Source organism: Pseudomonas sp. Os17, assembly GCF_001547895.1.
Taxonomy (GTDB): Bacteria; Pseudomonadota; Gammaproteobacteria; order Pseudomonadales; family Pseudomonadaceae; genus Aquipseudomonas.
In genome coordinates, this window is the sequence record NZ_AP014627.1 from 610879 (window position 1) to 627258 (window position 16380).

Annotated in this window: 16 protein-coding genes; 11 read left to right on the top strand and 5 right to left on the bottom strand. The window is 62.7% G+C overall.

Annotated features, from left to right (window positions below):
* Window positions 1–50: 50 nt before the first annotated feature.
* The 3 genes from asd to POS17_RS02725 are packed head-to-tail and all read right to left on the bottom strand — an operon-like array spanning window position 51 to window position 3327.
* Window positions 51–911 (bottom strand): archaetidylserine decarboxylase, encoded by an 861-nt coding sequence (asd, locus tag POS17_RS02715; protein ID WP_060837254.1) that lies wholly within the window; start codon window positions 909–911, stop codon window positions 51–53.
* A gap of 18 nt (window positions 912–929) precedes the next feature.
* Window positions 930–1745, bottom strand: coding sequence for a thiosulfate sulfurtransferase (rhdA, locus tag POS17_RS02720; RefSeq protein WP_060837255.1), 816 nt, complete (start codon window positions 1743–1745; stop codon window positions 930–932).
* A gap of 43 nt (window positions 1746–1788) precedes the next feature.
* Window positions 1789–3327, bottom strand: a complete 1539-nt coding sequence (locus POS17_RS02725) for an HDOD domain-containing protein (RefSeq protein WP_060837256.1) — start codon at window positions 3325–3327, stop codon at window positions 1789–1791.
* Window positions 3328–3493: 166 nt separating this feature from the next.
* Here POS17_RS02725 and motA point away from each other — a divergent pair, with 166 nt between their 5' ends.
* Window positions 3494–4345, top strand: a complete 852-nt coding sequence (gene motA / locus POS17_RS02730) for a flagellar motor stator protein MotA (protein ID WP_060837257.1) — start codon at window positions 3494–3496, stop codon at window positions 4343–4345.
* Between the two features lie 3 nt (window positions 4346–4348).
* Entirely contained in the window at window positions 4349–5446 is a 1098-nt protein-coding gene (gene motB, locus POS17_RS02735) for a flagellar motor protein MotB (RefSeq protein ID WP_060837258.1), read from the top strand.
* Between the two features lie 52 nt (window positions 5447–5498).
* On the opposite strand, the gene rsgA is transcribed toward motB, so the two are convergent.
* Window positions 5499–6530: a small ribosomal subunit biogenesis GTPase RsgA gene (gene rsgA, locus POS17_RS02740; RefSeq protein WP_016965247.1), complete on the bottom strand. Its 1032-nt coding sequence runs from the start codon at window positions 6528–6530 to the stop codon at window positions 5499–5501.
* Window positions 6531–6638: 108 nt separating this feature from the next.
* Between rsgA and orn the strand changes: the two genes are divergently transcribed.
* Both orn and POS17_RS02750 read left to right on the top strand, forming a co-directional pair.
* Window positions 6639–7181: an oligoribonuclease gene (gene orn / locus POS17_RS02745; RefSeq protein ID WP_011058931.1), complete on the top strand. Its 543-nt coding sequence runs from the start codon at window positions 6639–6641 to the stop codon at window positions 7179–7181.
* Between the two features lie 117 nt (window positions 7182–7298).
* Window positions 7299–7913 (top strand): trimeric intracellular cation channel family protein, encoded by a 615-nt coding sequence (locus POS17_RS02750; protein WP_173655924.1) that lies wholly within the window; start codon window positions 7299–7301, stop codon window positions 7911–7913.
* Here POS17_RS02750 and queG read toward each other — a convergent pair.
* Window positions 7895–8974: a tRNA epoxyqueuosine(34) reductase QueG gene (gene queG, locus POS17_RS02755; RefSeq protein ID WP_060837259.1), complete on the bottom strand. Its 1080-nt coding sequence runs from the start codon at window positions 8972–8974 to the stop codon at window positions 7895–7897. The genes POS17_RS02750 and queG overlap by 19 nt on opposite strands.
* 63 nt (window positions 8975–9037) lie before the next feature.
* On the opposite strand from queG, the gene POS17_RS02760 reads away from it, so the two are divergent.
* From POS17_RS02760 to hflX, 7 genes are all read left to right on the top strand, one after another.
* Window positions 9038–9898 (top strand): NAD(P)H-hydrate dehydratase, encoded by an 861-nt coding sequence (locus POS17_RS02760; RefSeq protein ID WP_060837260.1) that lies wholly within the window; start codon window positions 9038–9040, stop codon window positions 9896–9898.
* Complete coding sequence (tsaE, locus tag POS17_RS02765) at window positions 9886–10356, top strand: tRNA (adenosine(37)-N6)-threonylcarbamoyltransferase complex ATPase subunit type 1 TsaE (protein ID WP_060837261.1); 471 nt, start codon at window positions 9886–9888, stop codon at window positions 10354–10356. The genes POS17_RS02760 and tsaE overlap by 13 nt, the downstream gene beginning before the upstream one ends.
* A gap of 3 nt (window positions 10357–10359) precedes the next feature.
* Entirely contained in the window at window positions 10360–11787 is a 1428-nt protein-coding gene (locus POS17_RS02770; protein WP_197662855.1) for an N-acetylmuramoyl-L-alanine amidase, read from the top strand.
* A complete protein-coding gene (mutL, locus tag POS17_RS02775; RefSeq protein ID WP_060837262.1) occupies window positions 11784–13694 on the top strand; it encodes a DNA mismatch repair endonuclease MutL in 1911 nt (636 codons plus the stop codon). Before POS17_RS02770 ends, mutL begins: the two co-directional genes overlap by 4 nt.
* Complete coding sequence (miaA, locus tag POS17_RS02780) at window positions 13694–14665, top strand: tRNA (adenosine(37)-N6)-dimethylallyltransferase MiaA (RefSeq protein ID WP_060837263.1); 972 nt, start codon at window positions 13694–13696, stop codon at window positions 14663–14665. The genes mutL and miaA overlap by 1 nt, the downstream gene beginning before the upstream one ends.
* A gap of 92 nt (window positions 14666–14757) precedes the next feature.
* Complete coding sequence (hfq, locus tag POS17_RS02785) at window positions 14758–15018, top strand: RNA chaperone Hfq (protein ID WP_007921378.1); 261 nt, start codon at window positions 14758–14760, stop codon at window positions 15016–15018.
* 12 nt (window positions 15019–15030) lie between these two features.
* On the top strand, window positions 15031–16332 hold the full coding sequence (hflX, locus tag POS17_RS02790) for a ribosome rescue GTPase HflX (RefSeq protein ID WP_060837264.1): 1302 nt from the start codon (window positions 15031–15033) through the stop codon (window positions 16330–16332).
* Window positions 16333–16380 lie beyond the last annotated feature (48 nt).

Consider the following 16380-nt stretch of genomic DNA (forward strand, 5'->3'; position numbering starts at 1 on the left):
ATAAAAAACGCCGCTGATCAGCGGCGTTTTTTTTGTCCGGTATCCGGGTCTCAAGCCTTGGGCAGGCCCAAGCCCTGGCCCATGCGCACTGGCGAGCCGGCGGCCAGCTCTTGCGCCCACTGCACCTGGTCCGGGCCAAACAGCACGATGGCCGTGGAACCCAGCTTGAAGCGCCCCATTTCGGCACCTTTTTCCAGATGGATCGGTGCCCGGGCCGCTTCGTCGTAGCGCACGGTCTTGAGTTCACGCTTGGGTGGGGTTACCAGGCCGGCCCAGACGGTTTCGATCGAAGCCACGATCATGGCGCCCACCAGTACCAGCGCCATCGGCCCGCGTTCGGTGTCGAAAATGCACACCACGCGCTCGTTGCGGGCGAACAGTTCAGGCACGTTCTCGGCGGTGGTCTGGTTCACCGAGAAGATGCGGCCGGGAACATAGACCATTTCCCGCAGGGTGCCGGCCAGCGGCATGTGCACCCGGTGATAGTCCTTGGGCGACAGGTAGATGGTGGCAAAGTCGCCGCCCATGAAGGGAGCGGCCAGGGCCGGATCGCCCCCCAGCAATTCCAGCACGCTGTAGCTGTGGCCCTTGGCCTGGAATACCCGGCCATGTTCGATCGGGCCCAATTGGCTGACAGCGCCGTCGGCAGGGCTGAGCACTGCGCCTGGTGTCGGATCCAGCGGTCGTGCACCGTCTTTCAGGGCGCGGGTGAAGAAGGCGTTGAAGTGTTCGTAGGCGGTCACGTCCTCGACCTGGGCTTCGGACATGTTCACTTGATACTGCTTGGCGAACCAGCGGGTGAAGGCATTCTTGAACCAGCGCACGCGGCACTCGGCAATGCAGCCGGCCAGGCGCGACAGCAGGTGGTGAGGCAGCAGGTACTGGCTGAGGATGAACAAGCGCTTTTTCATTGGGTGTCCTTAAAAACCTTAAATCTCTACGGGCGTATCGGGATGATTGCCCCATTCGCCCCAGGAGCCGGCGTAGCCCTTGACCCGTGGGTAGCCCAGCGCCTTGGCCACCAGGTAGGTGAAGCCGGAGCGGTGGTGGGTCTGGCAGTGGGTGATGATTTCTTTGTCTTTGCTGATGCCCAGGTCCATGAGGATCTGCGGCATGTCGCGGCGGATGCGCAGGTGGCGTGCCTGATCCATGCCGGCGGTCCACTCGAAGTTCACCGCGCCGGGGATGTGTCCGCCCTTGGCGGCCAGGACCTTCTCGCCGGAGTATTCCAGCGGGCCACGAGCGTCCCAGATTGCCAGGTCAGCGGCGCCAAGACGGCTTTGCAGGTATTCGCGGGTGGCGGTGGGTTCGTCGTGCAGGGTCAGCGGCACCGGACCGCCTGCCACAGGTGGCACTTCGGTGCTCGCGGGCAGGGTTTCCGCCAGCCAGGCCGGCAGGCCGCCATCCAGGTAGTGGTAGCGGCCGTGGCCGATCACATCCAGAAGCCAGATGAAGCGCCCGGCCCAGCCGCCGCCTTCGTCGTCATAGACCACGTAGACCGCGTCCGGGTTGTGCCCGAGCTCGCCGAACAGCGCTTCCAGGGCGTGTTGTGGCGGTAGCAGTCCGGGAGCGGGGGGCTGGCCGAGCTGGGTGCGCTTGGGGTCGACGAAGCGTGCCCCGGGGATATGCCCGGTGGCATAGCGGGCGGCGCTGGTCAGGTCGACCAGGATCAGTTGGCGGGCGTCGAGGCGGGCGAGCAAGTCGCTCGGCTCGATGACCAGCGGCAAGCCAGAGAAGTCAGACATGTGAGGTCCCCAGGGCACAAAGGATGGGATTGTAGCGCAAGCGTCATTGGCTGCGGTTGGTAAAGCTGTGCAAGGCTTTTTCGATGCACTGAGCGGTCTTGCCGAATGCCTGGACACTGATTTCCGAGAACGGCACGCCGCCTTGGTCGGCGATCACCAGCATCAGTACCCGACCGTTGCAGGACAGCGAGCGCAGCAGCAGGTGGTCGCCGCGGAACAGCTGGCGCAATTGTCCCGGCAGGTGGGAGGAGTACTGTGCATTGTTGGCCGGTGTCAGGCGCACCTGGGCGGATTTTTCCAGCAAGCGCTGTAGCAGCGAACTCTGTTGGGTGTGCAGCGTCAGGCCCGCAGCCTCCTTGGGCAGGCCGTACAACTGTTGTACCCGCAGATGACTGAGGCTGCGGTCGACCATGAGCAGCAGCACCCGACGCATGCCGCATGCCACCAGTGCGTCCCTGGCAAAGCTGGTGAGGTGCACGGCATTGGTAAAGGGGCTTTGTTCGAGCAGCAGTTCGCTGCAGGCCTTGCGCCACTTGGCCAGTTCTTCGGCCGTGGGTGCCGGCGCGGGCTGTTCGCCGCTGTGCAGGCGGCGCGCGTCCCATGGCCAGAGCAGGGCCTGGGCCGGATGCCAGAGGTCGGGCTGGCTGTCATTGCGGGCGCTGGTTGCGGCCTGCTGGTGCAGCTGTTGCTGGACCTGGGCGATCGGCATCTGCAGGTAGAGGCCGGTGAGGTTCTGCCAGCGTCGGCCGTGGGGGTTGTTCCAGGAGTGTTGTGCCGCCAGGGCCAGGCCGTTGGCCAGCAAGACGCAGTTGGCCGGCTGGTTCAGCCAGCGCTGCAGTTCCGGATCGGCGTCCAGGCGCTGCTGCTGGCGCAGGGGATGCTCGTTGTCCCGGGCGATCAGCATGGCCTTGGCCAGTTGACGTCGCTCACGGGTCAGCAGGCGGTAACCCTGCTGCACCCAGATCGGCAAGTGCCAGACCTGCACCAGCGCCTGGCACAGCTCCATCAGTGGCACGCCGAACAGCTGCATCTCCACCTTGCGTGCCGACTCATGCTTATAGATGACCCGCAGCTCCCACTCTTCCATGAGCTTGGGATAGACCAGCGCCATGGCCCACAGTGGCGAGAGGAACAGCAGGCTACCCCAGTGAATGTCCTGCCACAGCCGCGCCAGGCGCCCGGCAAAAAAGCCGTTGGCTTGCTGGGTGGCGTGCTGGCTGATCAGTTGCAGTTGCCGCAGCTCCTTGGGGATCTTTTCCTCGGGCAGGGTCGGCAACTGCTCCAGCAGTTCTTCGGTGCGCTTGAGGCCCAGGCGGTTGACCGCGACTTCCAGGTTTTCTGCCGGTTCGCTCATGCTGCCGTGAGAATGCCGATTGGCTTCGCGGATCACGCTCAGTGCCAGCGCCGGGCTGTTCTGCATCAGGTCGGCGATATCCCGCAGTGAACTGCGGTTGTTGGCGATGGCTTTGCACACCCGATCATGGCTGGCTTGCGGCACGGGCAGGCGCACGCCACTGAGCAGCTTTAGCCAGGCGTCGAGAGAGGTAGGCGGGGAATGTGGGACGTTGGTTTCATTAGACATGGTTGGGCGCAATCATCGTCTGCTTTGAACACGCCCAGAGCGGGCCAAACTGGCTTTTCGCCTTAACTGGCTATAGTCTGGCGCAGTTTTGCCGATAAGTAGAAGAAGAGTTTTAAGAACTTCCGAATATGACCTTGAACCCGACTCAATAAGTACTCTCCTACCTATGGCTAAAATTATCGGCATCATCGTCGTATTCGCGAGCGTGCTCGGCGGATACGTGCTCTCTCACGGCAAAATCGCTGCCCTGATCCAGCCCTTCGAGGTCATGATCATCGGTGGCGCGGCCTTTGGCGCGTTCCTGCAGGCCAACCCGGGCTACATGACGATGCACGTCGTGAAAAAATCCCTGGGCATGTTCAGTTCGCGTTTCACCCACACTTTCTATCTGGAAGTGCTGGGCCTGATCTACGAGATCCTCAACAAGAGCCGCCGCGAAGGCATGATGGCGATCGAGGGTGATATCGAAGACGCCGCGGCCAGTCCGATCTTCGCCAAGTATCCGGCAGTGCTGAAAGATGAACGCATGACGGCGTTCATCTGTGACTACCTGCGGATCATGTCCTCCGGCAACATGGCGCCCCACGAGCTCGAAGGCTTGTTCGACATGGAGCTGTTCAGTCTCAAGGAAGACCTCGAGCATCCATCCCACGCGGTCACCGGGATCGCCGATGCCATGCCCGGCTTCGGTATCGTGGCGGCGGTACTGGGGATCGTGGTGACCATGGCGTCCCTGGGCGAGGGCGACCAGAAGTCCATTGGTCTGCACGTAGGTGCGGCGCTGGTCGGTACCTTCTTCGGTATTCTGGCGGCCTATGGTTTCTTCGGTCCCCTGGCGACTTCGCTGTCCCACGACGCCAAGGAAGAACTCAATGTCTACGAAGCCATCAAGGCGTCCCTGGTAGCTTCCGCTTCCGGCGTTCCGCCTTCGCTGGCGGTGGAATTCGGGCGCAAGGTCCTGTATCCGGCCCACCGTCCTAGCTTCGCCGAGCTGGAACAAGCGGTTCGCGGTCGCTAAGTCATGGAAAATAATCAGCCGATTATCATCAAGCGCGTCAAGCGCTTTGCTGGCGGGCATCATGGAGGCGCCTGGAAAATCGCCTTCGCCGACTTCGCCACGGCGATGATGGCGTTCTTCCTGGTGTTGTGGCTGCTGTCCACCGCGACCCCGGAACAGAAGATCGCCATCGCCGGTTACTTCAAGGACCCGATCGGCTTCTCGGAAAGCGGCACGCCCTACATCATCGACCTGGGCGGCTCTCCGCAGCTGGCTCCGGAAAACACCCTCAACCCCGAGGTCAAGTCCCAGCCGCAGCCGGACAAGGTCACGGTGGATGCCGAGCAAGTGGAAGGCATGGCCGAGCAGGTGGAGCGCGAGCGTCTCGAACTGTTGCTGCAAGAGCTGCAGAACAAGGTCGAAGAGAATCCCCAGTTGCAGAAGTTCAAGGACCAGATTCTCTTCGAGATCACGCCGGACGGCTTGCGGATCCAGATCATGGACGCCGAGAACCGGCCGATGTTCGACTCCGGCAGCGCCCGCCTGAAGCCGTATTTCGAGGACATCCTGCTGGCCATGGCCGACACCATCAAGGCGGTGCCGAATAAGATCAGCATCAGCGGTCACACCGATGCCACGCCTTATGCCGGCAGTGGCGAGTTCGGCAACTGGGAGCTGTCCGCCAATCGTGCCAACGCTGCGCGTCGGGCATTGGTGGCCGGTGGTTACCCTGATCCGCAAGTGGCTCGGGTGGTGGGTTTTGCCTCCTCGGCGCTGTTCGATCGCAAGAACCCGCTCAACCCGGTCAACCGGCGGATCGACATTGTGGTGCTGACCAAGAAGGCCCAGCGTGCCATCGAGGGCGAACAGGTGGATCCTCAGGCGCCGGCACCGACTCAGGGCAGCGGGGCTCCCGGAGAAGTACCGGCCGATCCCCATGCCTTGCCGCCGGGCAGCGAACCGCTGCCGGCTCACGAGGTGCGCCAGCGTCTGAACATCTTTGAGGACGGTGTGCTGAAGATGGATGAACAGGGGGCTGCGGGTCAGGCCCCCGCTGGCAAACCGGCGGCGCCGGCACCTCAGCCAGCGGCACCCCCGGCGACGCCGGGAAGCGCCAGGTAAGCAACGAAAAGGCCGCGATCTTCGCGGCCTTTTCGTGTCTGGAGCGCAGGGATCAGTAGCTGCTGTCGGGCAGGCTGGCGAGAATCGAGCGGTAGCTGTTCATCCGTTGTTGCTGGATGCGCCCGTCTTCCAGGGCCTTGAGCAAAGCGCAGCCCGGCTCGCGATCGTGCTTGCAGTCGCGGAAGCGGCAGGTGCCCAGCAGGTCATTGAACTCGATGAAGCCGGCCTCGACGTCGGCGCGGCTGACATGCCCCAGGCCAAATTCGCGGATACCGGGCGAGTCGATCAGTTCGCCGCCGCCGGGGAAGTGGAACAGGCGCGCGGTGGTGGTGGTATGGGTGCCCTGCCCGGAAAACTCCGACAACGGCCCGACCCGGGTTTCGACTTCCGGCAGCAGGCTGTTGACCAGGGAGGACTTGCCCACCCCCGACTGGCCCACGAACACGCTGATGCGGCCGTCCAGCAAGGCCTGCAGTTGCTCCATGCCGTCGCCGTGGTGCGCCGAGACCTCCAGCAGCGGATAGCCCAGCTGGCGATAGACCGCGAGCAAGGCGTTGAGCGCCGGGGCGTTCTGCTCGTCGATCAAGTCGGCCTTGTTCAGTAGCAGCAAGGGGCGGATGCCGGCGTGTTCGGCAGCCACCAGGTAGCGGTCGATGAGGTTGGCGTGGGGCTCGGGCATGGGCGCGAACACGATCACGATCATGTCGACGTTGGCGGCGACCGGCTTGAGCTGGCCGCGGCTGTCCGGGCGGCACAGCTCGGTGCTGCGCGGCAGTTGCGCGACGATCACGCCGATCCCTTGATTGCCGGCACGCCAGACCACCTGATCGCCGGTCACCAGTGCCGGCAGGTTGGCCCGCAGATAGCAGCGGAACACCTGGCCGGCCAGCTCGCCTTCGCGCGCCTCGACCTCGACCTGCACGCCGAAGTGGGCGATGACCAGGCCGGTCTGTTCCGGGCCCAGGTCGCCACCTTCGAGCGCCTCAACGGCAGAGGACTCGCGTTTGGCGGCGCGGGCAGCGCGCTCACCCTGAATCTTTTCGATGCGCCAGTTTTGGCGACGATTGAGCTGGCGTTTGGCCATTGGTGTTCCGTGTCGATAATTACGGCGGTTGGGTAAAGCGGCGGCGAGTTTAGCACGCCGGGCGGGTCCTCTAGGCTAAACTGCGCAACTACGCCGAGGAGCCCTCCCATGCAAAACCCGCAGAACCTGATTTGGATCGATCTGGAAATGACCGGTCTGAACCCCGACACCGACGTCATCATCGAGATGGCGACCATTGTCACCGACAGCAACCTCAACACCTTGGCTGAAGGACCAGTCATCGCCATTCACCAGAGCGACGAGATTCTCGCCGGCATGGATGAATGGAACACCCGCCAGCACGGTGGTTCCGGCCTGACCCAGCGCGTGCGCGAAAGCCGTATCAGCATGGCCGAAGCCGAAGCCCAGACCATTGCCTTCCTCGAACAATGGGTGCCCAAGGGCAAGTCGCCGATCTGTGGCAACAGCATCTGCCAGGACCGGCGCTTCCTTTATCGCCACATGAAGGCCCTGGAAAGCTACTTCCACTACCGCAACCTGGATGTCTCGACCCTCAAGGAGCTGGCCGCGCGCTGGGCTCCGGACGTGCGCGACAGCTTCAAGAAAGGCAGCACTCACCTGGCCCTGGACGACATCCGCGAGTCCATTGCCGAGCTTCAGCACTACCGCAAGCACTTCATCAAGTTCTGACCTTCAGGAGCCGGCTTGCCGGCGAACGGGCGCGCGATGCCATTCGGCGCCCGTACCCGCCCTCTTTTGGTGCTCGCCTCAACTGAGTAGACTGCGCGCCTTCTTGTAAGGACCGCCATCATGCTGTTGATGCTTTATCTGATCGCCATTACCGCCGAAGCCATGACCGGCGCCCTGTCTGCCGGCCGTCGCGGCATGGACTGGTTCGGCGTGGTGCTGATCGCTTGTGTCACCGCGCTGGGGGGGGGTTCGGTGCGCGACGTGTTGCTCGGCCATTACCCGCTGACCTGGGTCAAGCACCCGGAGTACCTGGTTCTGACCTCGGTGGCGGCCTTGGTGACGATCTTTATCGCGCCCTTGATGCGTCATCTGCGTTCGCTGTTTCTGGTGCTCGACGCCGTGGGCCTGGTGGCCTTTACCCTGATCGGCTGCATGACCGCCCTGGAAATGGGCCACGGCATGCTGGTGGCGTCGGTCAGTGGGGTGATCACCGGGGTCTTTGGCGGCATCCTCCGGGATATCTTCTGCAACGACATTCCGCTGATTTTCCGCCGTGAGCTGTATGCCAGCGTGTCGTTCGCCGCGGCCTGGTGCTACATGCTGTGCATTTATCTGCAGTTGCCGAGCGAGCAGTCGATCCTGATCACCCTGTTCGGCGGCTTCCTATTGCGGCTGCTGGCGATCCGTTTCCACTGGGAAATGCCCAAGTTCGTCTACAACGACGAACACTGACGGTTGGCGTGCTGCGCCAGGGCCCATTCCACGTGTTCGCGTACCAGTTCCGAGGGGTGGTCCTGCCGGGCCTTGAGCGCTTCCAGCACGGGAATGCTCGACGGTGCGTTGCCCAGGCCCACGGCCAGGTTGCGTAGCCAGCGCTCGTAACCGGCGCGGCGCAGGGGCGAGCCCTCGGTGCTGCTGAGGAACTTGTCCTCGTCCCACATGAACAGCTCTGCCAGTTCGGCGTTGTCCAGGTTATGCCGGGGCTTGAAGTCGCCTTCTGCCGAGGTCCGGGCGAAGCGGTTCCAGGGACAGACGATCTGGCAGTCGTCACAGCCGAATACCCGATTGCCGATGAGCGGGCGCAGCTCTTCGGGAATGGCGTTTTTCAGTTCGATGGTCAGGTAGGAAATGCAGCGTCGCGCGTCCAGCACGTAGGGGCCGACGAAGGCGTTGGTCGGACAGATGTCCAGGCAGGCGGTGCAGCGCCCGCAATGCTCACTGGCGTGAGGCTCGTCCACCGGTAGCGGCAGGTCGACGAACAGTTCGCTGAGGAAGAAGTAGCTGCCGGCCTTGCGATTGAGTACCAGGGTGTTCTTGCCGATCCAGCCGAGCCCGGCCTGTTCGGCGATGGCTTTTTCCAGGACCGGCGCGCTGTCGACGAAGGCGCGATAGCCGAACGGACCTATGGCTTGCTGGATGCGCTCGGCCAACTGCTGTACGCGCTTGCGAATCAGCTTGTGGTAGTCACGGCCCAGGGCGTAGCGCGAGACATAGGCCTTGGAAGGCTGGGCCAGGCGCTGGGCCATCTGGGTGTCGCCAGGCAGGTAGTCCATGCGCAGCGAAACCACGCGCAGGGTGCCGGGCACCAGTTGTTCGGGATGGGAGCGCTTGCTGCCGTGGGCGCCCATGTAATCCATCTCGCCGTGGTAGCCGGCGGCGAGCCAGCGCTCCAGGTGCTGTTCGTGCTCGGCCAGGTCCAGGCCGCTGATGCCGACTTGCTGAAAGCCCAGTTCGCGGCCCCAGTCCTTGATCGATTGGGCGAGAGCGGGAAGATCCTGGGTAATAGCGGGCATGAGGCGAGAGAAACCGGGGCTGAGGTGCGTATAATTCTGCCAGACATCGGAGCCCTGAGACGCATGCCGCAGACAAAACACCCATTACCTGACGTTCAGTTGCTGACTGGCGGTCATTTGCCGCGCTTGAACGGCCGGCCTGTGGATGCCCATAAGGGCCAGTTCGGCCATCTGTTGCTGATCGGCGGCGACCGCGGTTTGGCCGGCGCCGCGTTGTTGAGCGCGGAAAGTGCCTTGCGCAGTGGCGCGGGGATGGTTTCCCTGGCGACCCGCAGCGAGCACGTGGCGGCTGCGCTGGCGCGCCTGCCGGAAGTCATGACCCAGGGCACTCATTCGGCCAACCAGTTGATGGGGCTGCTGGCCAAGGCGTCGGTGTTGGTGGTCGGCCCGGGTCTGGGGCAGGGGGCGTGGGGACGCAGTCTGTTGTCCGCGGCGGCCAATGCACCCTTGCCTCAAGTCTGGGATGCCGATGCCTTGAACCTGCTGGCGCAAGGCGAGCTGCAACTGCCAGTTGGCAGTGTGATCACGCCCCATCCTGGTGAGGCGGCTCGTCTGCTGGGCCTGACCAGCGCGGAGGTTCAGGCCGATCGGCCGGCGGCGGCCCGGGCCTTGAGCGCAAAATATGCGGCGGTTGCGGTGCTCAAGGGCGCCGGCAGCTTGATCGCCGGTCCCGATGGGCAGTTGGCGCGCTGTGATGCCGGGCACCCGGCGATGGCGACCGCGGGGCTGGGGGATGTACTCGCGGGGCTGATCGGTGCGTTGCTGGCGCAGGGGCTGTCGGCGTTCGATGCGGCTTGCCTGGGTGTCTGGCTGCATGCCAGCGCCGGCGAGCGACAAGGCAAATTGGGCCGTGGGCTGGCGGCCAGTGATCTGATTCCAGCCATTCGTCAGTTGTTGGAGGAGCAATCACCGTGTCTGAGTTAACCCTTTTTCTGGCCGACGAGCAGGCCATGGTGGAATTTGGTGCACGCATTGCTCAGGTCACCCAGGGGGTGGGGGTGATTTTTCTCGAGGGCGACCTGGGGGCGGGTAAAACCACCTTGTCCCGAGGGATCATCCGCGGGCTGGGGCATGCAGGGGCGGTGAAGAGCCCGACCTTCACCCTGGTGGAGCCCTACGAGATAGGCGCGGTGAGGGCCTTTCACTTCGATCTGTATCGTTTGGTGGACCCGGAGGAGCTGGAATTTCTGGGCATCCGCGACTACTTCGAAGGCGATGCGCTGTGCCTTTTGGAGTGGCCCCAGAAGGGTGCAGGCTTTTTGCCAAAGCCTGACCTGACCATTACCATTACCCCGCATAACAATGGGCGTTCTGTGCATCTGTTGTCTCAAGGCTCGCGAGGCGAGTCCTGGTGTGCCGCTTTGGCGTTGGAATTCAAATAATTGATGGGGTTAGGTATGCGCATTCGCGCGTTGGTTGCTGTCGTAGGACTGTTGCTTACGGCATTGGCCGTCGATGCTGTGGCCGCTACACAGGTTCGCAGCGTCCGCCTGTGGCGGGCACCGGATAACACGCGACTGGTCTTCGACCTGTCCGGCCCGGTTCAGCACAGCGTCTTCACCCTGACGGCCCCGGATCGTCTGGTCATCGATATCAATGGTGCGACCCTCGGTGGCCCGCTGAATGTCGCCACGGCCAACACCCCCATTACGGCCATGCGCTCGGCGCAGCGTACTCCCAGCGATTTGCGGGTGGTCATCGACCTGAAAAAGGCCGTCACACCGAAAAGCTTCACCCTGGCGCCCAACGCGCAGTACGGCAATCGCCTGGTGGTCGACCTGTTCGACAATCCATCCGACGCGGCGCCGCCTGCTGCCCCGCCACCGACAGTGACCACCGTGCCCGCCGTGCCGGTTACGCCTGCTGAACCGGCGATCAAGCTGCCTCCGGCGCCGGCCGGCAAGCGCGACATCATCGTGGTGATCGATGCCGGTCACGGCGGTGAAGATCCGGGCGCATCCGGCTCTCGTGGTCAGCACGAGAAGGATGTGGTGCTGGCCATCGCCCGCGAGTTGCAGCGCCAGGTCAATGGCCTCAAGGGCTTCCGCGCCGAGCTGACCCGGACTGGCGACTACTTCATCCCGTTGCGTGGACGTACCGAGATTGCGCGGAAGAAGGGTGCAGACCTGTTCGTCTCGATTCACGCCGACGCCGCGCCTTCGGCTGCCGCCTTTGGTGCTTCAGTGTTCGCCCTGTCCGAACGCGGCGCCACCTCGGAAACCGCCCGCTGGCTGGCGGACAGTGAAAACCGCTCCGACCTGATCGGCGGGGCCGGTAACGTCAGCCTCGATGACAAGGACCGGATGCTGGCCGGGGTGCTGCTGGACCTGTCGATGACTGCGTCGCTGACTTCGAGCCTGAATGTGGGGCAGAAAGTCCTGAACAACATTGGCCGGGTCACGCCCTTGCACAAGCAGCGGGTGGAGCAGGCCGGGTTCATGGTGCTCAAGTCGCCGGATATTCCATCGATCCTGGTGGAAACCGGCTTCATCTCCAATTCCAATGAAGCCTCGAAGCTGGCCACCGCCAGTCATCAGCAGGCCCTGGCGCGCTCCATCAGCAGCGGCGTGCGGCAGTTCTTCCAGCAGAATCCGCCACCCGGCACTTACATTGCCTGGCTGCGGGACTCCGGCAAGATTGCCCAGGGACCTCGCGATCACCGGGTCAACCCCGGAGAAACCCTGGCCATGATCGCCGTGCGCTATCAGGTGTCGGCGGCCACCCTGCGCAGTGCCAACAATCTGAAAAGCGATGAGTTGAAAGTGGGCCAGGTCCTGACCATCCCCGGTACAGAATTGGCGGCCAAGGAATGAGTGATTCGGTAATCAGCGGCGCGCGCATCGAGCTGCTCAGTCCGCGGCTGGCCAACCAGATTGCAGCAGGCGAGGTTGTCGAGCGCCCTGCCTCGGTGATCAAGGAGCTGTTGGAAAACAGCCTGGACTCCGGCGCCAAGCGCATCGATGTGGATGTCGAACAGGCTGGGGTCAAGCTGTTGCGGGTCCGCGATGACGGTGGCGGTATCTCCTCCGACGACCTGCCGTTGGCTCTGGCACGGCACGCCACCAGCAAGATCCGTGACCTGGAAGACCTGGAGCGGGTAATGAGCTTGGGGTTCCGGGGCGAGGCCCTGGCCTCCATCAGTTCCGTGGCGCGCCTGACCCTGACGTCGCGGACCCGGGATGCCGAGCAGGCCTGGCAAGTGGAAACCGAAGGTCGGGACATGGCGCCGCGGGTTCAACCGGCGGCCCATCCGGTGGGTACTTCGGTGGAAGTGCGCGACCTGTTCTTCAATACACCGGCGCGGCGCAAGTTCCTCAAGGCCGAGAAAACCGAGTTCGACCATCTGCAGGAAGTGATCAAGCGCCTGGCCCTGGCGCGCTTCGATGTGGCTTTTCACTTGCGCCACAACGGCAAAAGTATCCTCAGCCTGCACGAAGCCAAGGACGACGCGGCTCGCGCCCGGCGTGTGGCGGCGGTTTGCGGTTCGGGCTTCCTGGAGCAGGCGCTGCCCATCGAGGTCGAGCGCAATGGCCTGCATCTATGGGGCTGGGTGGGGTTGCCAACCTTCTCCCGCAGTCAGGCGGACTTGCAGTATTTCTACGTCAACGGTCGTGCGGTGCGGGACAAACTGGTAGCCCACGCGGTTCGCCAGGCTTATCGCGATGTGCTGTTCAACGGGCGGCATCCGACTTTTGTGCTGTTTTTCGAGGTCGATCCTTCGGCGGTCGACGTCAACGTGCACCCGACCAAGCACGAAGTGCGCTTCCGCGATGGGCGCATGGTCCACGACTTCCTGTATGGCACCTTGCACCGGGCCCTGGGGGATGTGCGCCCCGAAGATCAATTGGCGGCGCCGGCAGCGGTGGCCGGTATCGTGCGCCCGACCGGTATCGAAGCCGGTGAGTTCGGACCGCAAGGCGAAATGCGCCTTGCCGCGAACCTGGCCCTGGAGCAGCCGCAGTCCCAGCCGGGTTTCAGCGCTCCGGGTTCCGCGGCCGGCAGCGGCTATCAGTACCAGTACACGCCGCGTCCCCAGCCGGTATTGCCGGCGGCGGAATCCCAGGGCGTCTATCGCGAATTCTTTGCCCCGCTGCCCGGTGCGGCGGCCACCACCCTGCCGGAAGGGCAGGAGGATATTCCGCCTCTGGGCTATGCCCTGGCCCAGCTCAAGGGCATCTATATCCTTGCGGAGAATGCGTTGGGCCTGGTGTTGGTGGATATGCACGCCGCCCATGAGCGGATCATGTACGAGCGCTTGAAGGTGGCGATGGCCAGCGAAGGCCTGAGTGGCCAGCCGCTGTTGGTGCCGGAGTCGATTGCCGTCAGCCAGCGTGAAGCCGATTGCGCGGAAGAGCATGCCGCCTGGTTTCAGCGGCTGGGCTTTGAGTTGCAACGCCTGGGGCCCGAGTCCCTGGCGATCCGGCAGATTCCGGCGCTGCTGAAGCAGGCCGAAGCCAATCGCCTGGTGCACGATGTGCTTGCGGATCTGATGGAGTACGGCACCAGCGACCGGATCCAGGCTCATCTCAACGAGCTGCTGGGGACCATGGCCTGTCACGGTGCCATTCGCGCCAATCGGCGTCTGGCCGTGGCGGAAATGAACGGCTTGCTGCGGGATATGGAAAATACCGAGCGCAGTGGCCAGTGCAATCATGGTCGACCGACCTGGACCCAATTGGGTCTGGACGATTTGGACAAACTCTTTCTGCGCGGCCGTTGATGACTCAGCTTCCTCCAGCGATTTTCCTCATGGGCCCGACCGCTGCGGGCAAGACCGACCTGGCCATCGAGCTGAGCAAGGTGCTGCCTTGCGAGTTGATCAGTGTCGACTCGGCGCTGGTCTATCGCGGCATGGACATCGGCACCGCCAAGCCTTCCAGGGAATTGCTGGCGCAATATCCCCATCGCCTGATCGACATTCTCGATCCCGCAGAAAGCTATTCAGCGGCGGACTTTCGGACCGATGCCCTGGCGGCGATGGCCGATATCACCGCGCGGGGCAAGATTCCGCTGCTGGTGGGCGGCACCATGCTGTACTACAAGGCGTTGCTCGAAGGTCTGGCGGACATGCCGCCGGCGGACCCTCAGGTGCGGGCCGAGCTTGAAGAAGAGGCCCAGCGTCTGGGATGGCAGGCGCTGCATGATCAGTTGGCGGCGGTGGATCCGGAGTCGGCCGCCAGGATCCATCCCAATGATCCCCAGCGTCTGACTCGGGCACTGGAAGTCTATCGGGTCAGTGGGCTGACGATGACCGCTCATCGTCAGCGTCAATTGGCGCAAAGTACTGAAGCAGGCGCATCGGGACGCGGTCAATTGCCCTATACTGTCGCCAATCTGGCCATCGCTCCGGCGAATCGTCAGGTACTGCACCAGCGTATTGCACAAAGATTCACACAAATGTTGGAACAGGGATTCATTGATGAGGTCGTAGCTCTGCGCTCCAGAAGTGACCTGCACGCCGGGTTGCCGTCTATACGTGCTGTGGGCTACCGCCAAGTCTGGGATTACCTGGATGGCAAACTGACGTCAGCCGAAATGCAGGAGCGGGGCATCATCGCCACGCGCCAATTGGCGAAGCGGCAGTTCACCTGGTTACGCAGTTGGGCTGACCTGCAATGGTTGGACAGCCTGGATTGCGACAATCTGCCACGCGCCTTGAAATACTTAGGGACGATCTCCATATTGAGCTGAGTCCTTGCAATTGCCGTCTATCCTTGGGGGTGTGACGGTTTTAGCTATCTGTTTTCCGATTTTTATTATTGATCCTTAAAGGAGTGCGGCACATGTCAAAAGGGCATTCGCTACAAGACCCTTACTTGAATACATTGCGTAAAGAGAAAGTTGGGGTATCCATCTATCTGGTTAACGGAATCAAACTGCAAGGCACGATCGAGTCCTTTGACCAGTTCGTCATCCTGCTGAAAAACACCGTCAGCCAAATGGTTTACAAGCACGCTATCTCTACAGTGGTTCCGGTTCGCCCAATTCGTCTGCCTAGTGCATCCGAATCCGAACAGGGTGACGCTGAGCCAGGTAACGCCTGATAGGAGTCTCCTTTGTTCTTTGAGCGCCACGGTGGTGGTGAACGGGCCATTCTCGTTCACTTGGATGGTCAGGACCCTGAGGCGCGCGAAGATCCGCAGGAGTTTCAGGAGCTGGCATTATCGGCCGGCGCCGAGACCGTCGCGTTTGTTAGCGTGCCGCGTCATCGGCCAACCGCCAAATACCTGGTTGGCAGCGGCAAGGTCGAGGAATTGCGCGACCTGGTCAAAGCCGAACAGGTAGACCTGGTGATTTTCAATCACATCCTCACGCCCAGTCAGGAACGTAACCTCGAACGTGTATTCGAGTGTCGCGTGATTGATCGCACGGGCCTGATTCTCGATATCTTCGCTCAGCGTGCGCGCACCCATGAAGGCAAGCTCCAGGTTGAACTGGCCCAGCTTGAGCACATGAGCACGCGGCTGGTCCGCGGCTGGACTCACCTTGAACGGCAGAAAGGCGGTATCGGTCTGCGTGGTCCGGGTGAAACCCAATTGGAAACCGACCGGCGCCTGCTGCGAGTGCGTCTGCGGCAAATCAAGGCGCGCCTGGAAAAGGTTCGCAGTCAACGTGAGCAGGCCCGCCGTGGCCGCAAACGTGCCGACATTCCCTCGGTGTCGCTGGTGGGCTATACCAACGCTGGCAAGTCCACGTTGTTCAATGCTGTCACCGCTTCCGATGTGTTCGCCGCCGACCAGCTGTTCGCTACCCTCGATCCGACTTTGCGCCGCTTGGAGCTGGATGACCTGGGGCCGATTGTATTGGCCGATACCGTGGGATTCATTCGTCACCTGCCGCATAAGCTGGTGGAGGCATTTCGAGCTACCCTCGAAGAGTCCAGTAACTCCGACCTGCTGCTGCACGTGATCGATGCGCATGAACCCGAGCGTACTGCCCAGATCGAGCAGGTGATGGTGGTGCTGGGCGAGATCGGGGCTCAAGACTTGCCGATCCTGGAGGTCTATAACAAACTCGATTTGCTCGAGGGTGTGGAGCCGCAGATCCAGCGCGATCCGGACGGCAAGCCGCAGCGAGTCTGGCTGTCGGCCCGTGACGGCCAGGGGCTGGATCTGCTCAAGCAGGCCATCGCGGAACTGCTGGGTGAAGATTTGTTCGTGGGCACCTTGCGCTTGCCTCAACGTTTTGCTCGACTGCGAGCACAGTTTTTCCAGTTGAACGCTGTGCAGAAAGAAGATCATGACGACGAGGGTGTCAGTTTGCTGGCCGTTCGCCTGCCGCGGACCGAGTTGAATCGGCTGGTCAGTCGCGAAGGTTTGCAGCCGTCGGAATTCATCGAGCAACACACTTTGCAATAAAAGCCTGGGCAAGCGGTTGTGCCGCTGTAGCAGGCATTCTGTAGCATT